This window comes from uncultured Brevundimonas sp. (assembly GCF_937870815.1).
In the GTDB taxonomy this organism is placed as follows: Bacteria; Pseudomonadota; Alphaproteobacteria; order Caulobacterales; family Caulobacteraceae; genus Brevundimonas.
In genome coordinates this window covers 1-4,539 of record NZ_CALMZS010000210.1, presented here as the reverse complement: position 1 = coordinate 4,539, position 4,539 = coordinate 1, and the positions used below count along the sequence as shown (strand labels likewise).

Annotated in this window: 3 protein-coding genes; all 3 read left to right on the top strand. The window is 67.0% G+C overall.

Going from position 1 to position 4,539, the window contains the following annotated elements; translation table 11 throughout:
• Positions 1-488 precede the first annotated feature (488 nt).
• Positions 489-899 carry a transposase gene (locus Q0588_RS14225; RefSeq protein WP_298747461.1) on the top strand — a complete coding sequence of 137 codons (411 nt, stop codon included), beginning with the start codon at positions 489-491 and terminating at the stop codon, positions 897-899.
• Between the two features lie 598 nt (positions 900-1,497).
• Positions 1,498-3,903, top strand: a complete 2,406-nt coding sequence (locus tag Q0588_RS14220) for a M1 family metallopeptidase (RefSeq protein ID WP_298747459.1) — start codon at positions 1,498-1,500, stop codon at positions 3,901-3,903.
• A complete protein-coding gene (locus Q0588_RS14215) occupies positions 3,903-4,409 on the top strand; it encodes a DUF6702 family protein (protein ID WP_298747457.1) in 507 nt (168 codons plus the stop codon). The genes Q0588_RS14220 and Q0588_RS14215 overlap by 1 nt, the downstream gene beginning before the upstream one ends.
• Positions 4,410-4,539 lie beyond the last annotated feature (130 nt).

Sequence of the window (4,539 nt, the reverse complement as noted above, 5' to 3'; positions counted from 1 at the left end):
CGTTTCTGCGCTTGATCTTTCACTTTGGCCTGGGGAAGCGGTTTATCCGTCAGTGCCAGCGTTCAGCCTAGCATCCCTTGGGCTCTCGCTTGCATGGTCGATAATGCTGTGGTCTTGCTTTAAACGGTGGCGCGTCCGAGGATTTTTGTTCCTGCTTTCGTCGCCCTTAGCCCTTTACTCTCCTGTACTTTTAGCACTCGCATGCGTGAGTTGGCTTTCATCGGCGGGGTGCGTACCAGGGTTTTCATTCGGCCCGCTCATTGATCCGCCAATTTCCGCGTGTCGATGAGCTGCGTAAAGCAGGACGCACTAGTTCCCTCCTCATGACGCTGCTTGCCAGTGACCAGGACCAGCAGAAGCGGGGACAGATACCGCCTTGCGTTCTCAGATGCGGCGCACCAACACCGCACTGAAAAGGGGGACGGAAAAGGGGGACATCGCGTAATTGAGGTAGGCCCATCTTCCTTGGGTCACGAAGTCGGTGCGAGGTGATCGCGCTGCTTCACGAAGGAGGATGGACCATGGTTGAAGTTTACGTCGGGTTGGATGTTTCCGACAAGACGACGCATGTGTGCGTGGTGGATGCGACAGGGACTGTTACCTGGCGCGGGGTATGCGCCACCGATCCCGACGCGATAGCCGGAACGCTTGAGCGTCATGCCCGGAGGCTTGGCCGGGTGGTGCTGGAGACCGGGCCGCTGTCGGCGTTTCTCTACCATGGGCTGGTTGAGCGCGAGGTTCCGGTGATCTGCATCTGCGCCCGGCACGCCCATGGGGTGCTGTCGGCCCGGGTCAACAAGAGTGACCCGAAACGGGACGCACACCCCTTTCCGCCGTCCCGCAAGGCCTGGAGTGACCGCCGCCGCCATGACGCTGTGCTGACAATCCGCCGATTGTGAGCATATCGCGCGCCGCCAACCCTCTGATTCGGCTCGCCTTCAAAAAAATACAGCGTCCTCTTCCTGCCATAGGAAGGCCGTCCTCCACACTGGGGCCATCCCGTCGGTGGGGAGGGCGTCGGATCCACGTTCCTCGATGGCGGCGGGCTGTGGTCGAGCGATGAAGCCCGGACGAAGGAGAGTTCGGGGGTCCTTGCGGAGGTCGATGGATGGCCTCTGCCTGCTCGCCGCGCGCTGTCGTGCGGGCTGCTGACGCCGGGAGCGTCATGTCCGCCGCGCGTCGTGGTCCGCAAGGACGGCGGCGGTGATCCGGTAAGGCCTTAAGCAAGGCCGCCAGCCGGAGGGCGTGTGGAAAACGGCCGCGCGGGGCAGGTCTGCTTCGTCGAAACGGTAAAACACATAAGCACCGGGCGAGGCCCGGCCGCCCCGCACCCTCCCCGCACCGCCTGGAAGCAGGCGGCGATGAGTCATGCCCGTCCTTGCACGGGGGCGCGGCGGTCGCGCGCCACATTAACAAATCATAAGGCGGTCTCGCTTGCGCCGCCTCCTGCGGCGACTAAGGTCCGCGCGGGTCTTCGGGTAACGGACGGTGTTTCGGATGCGGATCGGTCTATGGCTGGCCTCGGTCGCCGGCGTCTCCCTCATGGCCACGGCCGCCCTGGCGCAACAGAGCGTCGGCCCGGTCGACCAGTCGCGCGGCACGTTCGAGGACAAATTCCGCCAGTTCGAGGGCGAGGACTGGCCGACGCCGACCGACTACCGCAACGCCTCTGGCGCGCCCGGCCACCGCTACTGGCAGCAGCAGGTCGACTACGACATCGACGTCCGGCTGAACGAGGCTGATCGCACCCTGACTGGGCGCGAAACGGTCACCTACCGGAACAATTCACCGGACGCCCTCGGCTATCTGTGGCTGCTGCTGGACCAGCAGAACTATCGCCGCGCCTCCCTGGCCGAACGCAGCCGGACCTACACCGCCTCGGACACGGTCAGCGTCAACGAGGTGCTGCGGGTGCGGCGGATGCAGGAATGGGAAGGCGGCTTCAACGATCTGACCGTCACTGGCCCGGACGGCCAGCCCCTGCCCTTCACCATCGTCGATTCCATGATGCGGATCGAGCTGCCGCGCCCGCTGGCGACCGGCCAGAGCTTCACCTTCACCATCGACTTCACCCTGCCCCTGCCCGAGACCAATGTCGTCGGCGGGCGCAGCGGCTATGAGTGTTTCACCAAGCCCGGCGAGGACGGAAACTGCCTGTTCCTGGCGGCCCAGTGGTTCCCGCGTCTGGCGGTCTATTCCGACTATGAGGGCTGGCATAACGCCCAGTTCCTCGGGGCCGGCGAGTTCACGCTCGAGTTCGGCGACTACGACGTCTCCATCACAGCCCCGGTCGATCACGTCGTGGCCGCCACCGGCGAGCTGCAGAACACTGACATCCTCAGCGCCGAACAGCGCGCGCGGCTGGAGCAGGCCCGCACCGCCGAGGCCCCGGTCTATATCGTGACGCCCGCCGAGGCCGCCGCCGCCGAGGCCCGCCCCGCCCGCTCGGGCACTCGCACCTGGAATTTCAGCGCCGACAACGTCCGCGACTTCGGCTGGGCCAGCTCGCGCAAATTCATCTGGGACGCCATGGGCGTGGATCAGCAGAGCGCCGAACACCCGATCGTCATGGCCATGTCCTTCTATCCCAAGGAGGCCCGGCCGCTGTGGGACGCCTATTCGACCCGGTCGATCGCCCACACCCTCGACGTCTACAACCAGTTCGCCTTCACCTATCCCTATCCCACGGCCCAGTCGGTCAACGGCCCGGTCGGCGGGATGGAATATCCGATGATCACCTTCAACGGGCCGCGCCCGGTGCGGGGCGACGACGGCCGCCTGACCTATACCGAGCGCGCCAAGAACGGCCTGATCGGCGTGGTCATCCACGAGGTCGGCCACACCTATTTCCCGATGATCGTCAATTCCGACGAGCGCCAGTGGACCTGGATGGACGAGGGGCTGAACAGCTTCCTGCAGTTCCAGGCCGAAAAGCTGTGGGACGCCGACTTCCCGGCCCGGGGCGAGCCGTCCAGCATCATCGAATACATGGTCTCCCAGGACCAGGTGCCGGTGATGACCAATTCGGACAGCCTGCTCCAGTTCGGCAACAACGCCTACGCCAAGCCGGCGACGGCGCTGGTGATCCTGCGCGAGACGATCCTGGGGCGCGAACTGTTCGACCGGGCCTTCCGCGAATACTCCCGGCGCTGGGCCTTCAAACGCCCGACGCCCTATGACTTCTTCCGCACCATGGAGGAGAGCTCCGGCGTCGACCTCGACTGGTTCTGGCGCGGCTGGTTCTATTCCACCGACCACGTCGACATCGCGCTGGAGAGCGTGACCGCCGCGACCCTGGAATCGGCCGATCCCGAGGTCCGCAACCGCGCCGCCCGCGAACGGTTCGAGGATCTGCCCGTCTCGCGCACGGTCGAGAACAACCGCGGCATCGAGACGGTGGTCGAGCGCGATCCCGCGACCCGGGATTTCTACAATGAGACCGACCGCTTCACGACCACGGCCCAGCAGCGCCGCGACGCCGAAAGCGCCGCCCGCCGCGCCGACGCCGACCGGCGTGCGGCCCAGGGCTTCGACGACAACATCTATCGCTTCACCTTCCGGAACATCGGCGGTCTGGTCATGCCGGTGATCCTGAAGCTGACCTGGAGCGATGGCTCGGACGAAACCATCCGCATTCCCGCCGAGCTGTGGCGGCGCAACAGCCAGCAGGTCGTCTGGCAGCATGTCTCGGCGAAAACCCTGGTTTCGGCCGAGGTCGATCCGCTGCGCGAGACCGCCGACGCCGACCTGGCCAACAATCACTTCCCGCGCCGCATCGACGAACGGACCCTGCGCCTGGCCCCGCCCCCGCCGCCGGGCGAGAACCGGATGCGCGATTCCGACGTCGAGGTCAGCCCCGACTCGACGGCGACCCGGGTGCGCCGACCGGCGGCCGCTCCGTGATGAACCGGGCCCTGCTCGTCGCCGCCCTGAGCGCCGGCCTCGCCACGCCGGCCCTGGCCCATCGCGGCCATGCCGGGCTGACGGTGATCGAGATCGACCCGGCCTCGGGCGCGGTCAGCGTCAGCCACCGCTTCTCCGCCCACGATGTCGAGCCGGCCCTGGTCTCCATCGCGCCGGGGGCCCAGCCCAGCCTCGACGATCCCCGCGCCGTGGCCGGGCTGGAGACCCACCTGCGCCAGAGGTTCCGCCTCGACATCGACGGCGCGGCCGTACCGGTGACCCATGCTGCGACCGACCTGGCCGGCGACAACATCCGCGTCGCCTTCGTCGGCGAGACGACCGACCGGGACATCGCCGCCATGACCGTCGACCTGGACTTCTTCCCCGGCGTCCACGACGACCAGGAACAGCAGGTCAATGTCCGCATCAACGGCGTGACCCGCACCGTGGTCTTCCGGCCCGGGTCGGCGGCGCAGACGGTGGCGTTCGCGGGCGGGGCCGCCTGACCGCCCCGGTCGGGAGCCCCAGGCCTGGGCCGGGTCTAGCGAACGTCCACGGACTGGGCGATCTGTTCGGCCAGGGCGCGGTCGGCGCCCTCCAGGCTGGAGGTCCAGACATGGATCTCGGCCGGGGCGG

What these genes read in the sequence shown, in the direction of transcription:
- Q0588_RS14220 (WP_298747459.1), top strand. Translation starts at nt 1,498, where the DNA reads ATGCGGATCGGTCTATGGCTGGCCTCGGTCGCCGGCGTCTCCCTCATG.
- Q0588_RS14215 (WP_298747457.1), top strand. Translation starts at nt 3,903, where the DNA reads ATGAACCGGGCCCTGCTCGTCGCCGCCCTGAGCGCCGGCCTCGCCACG.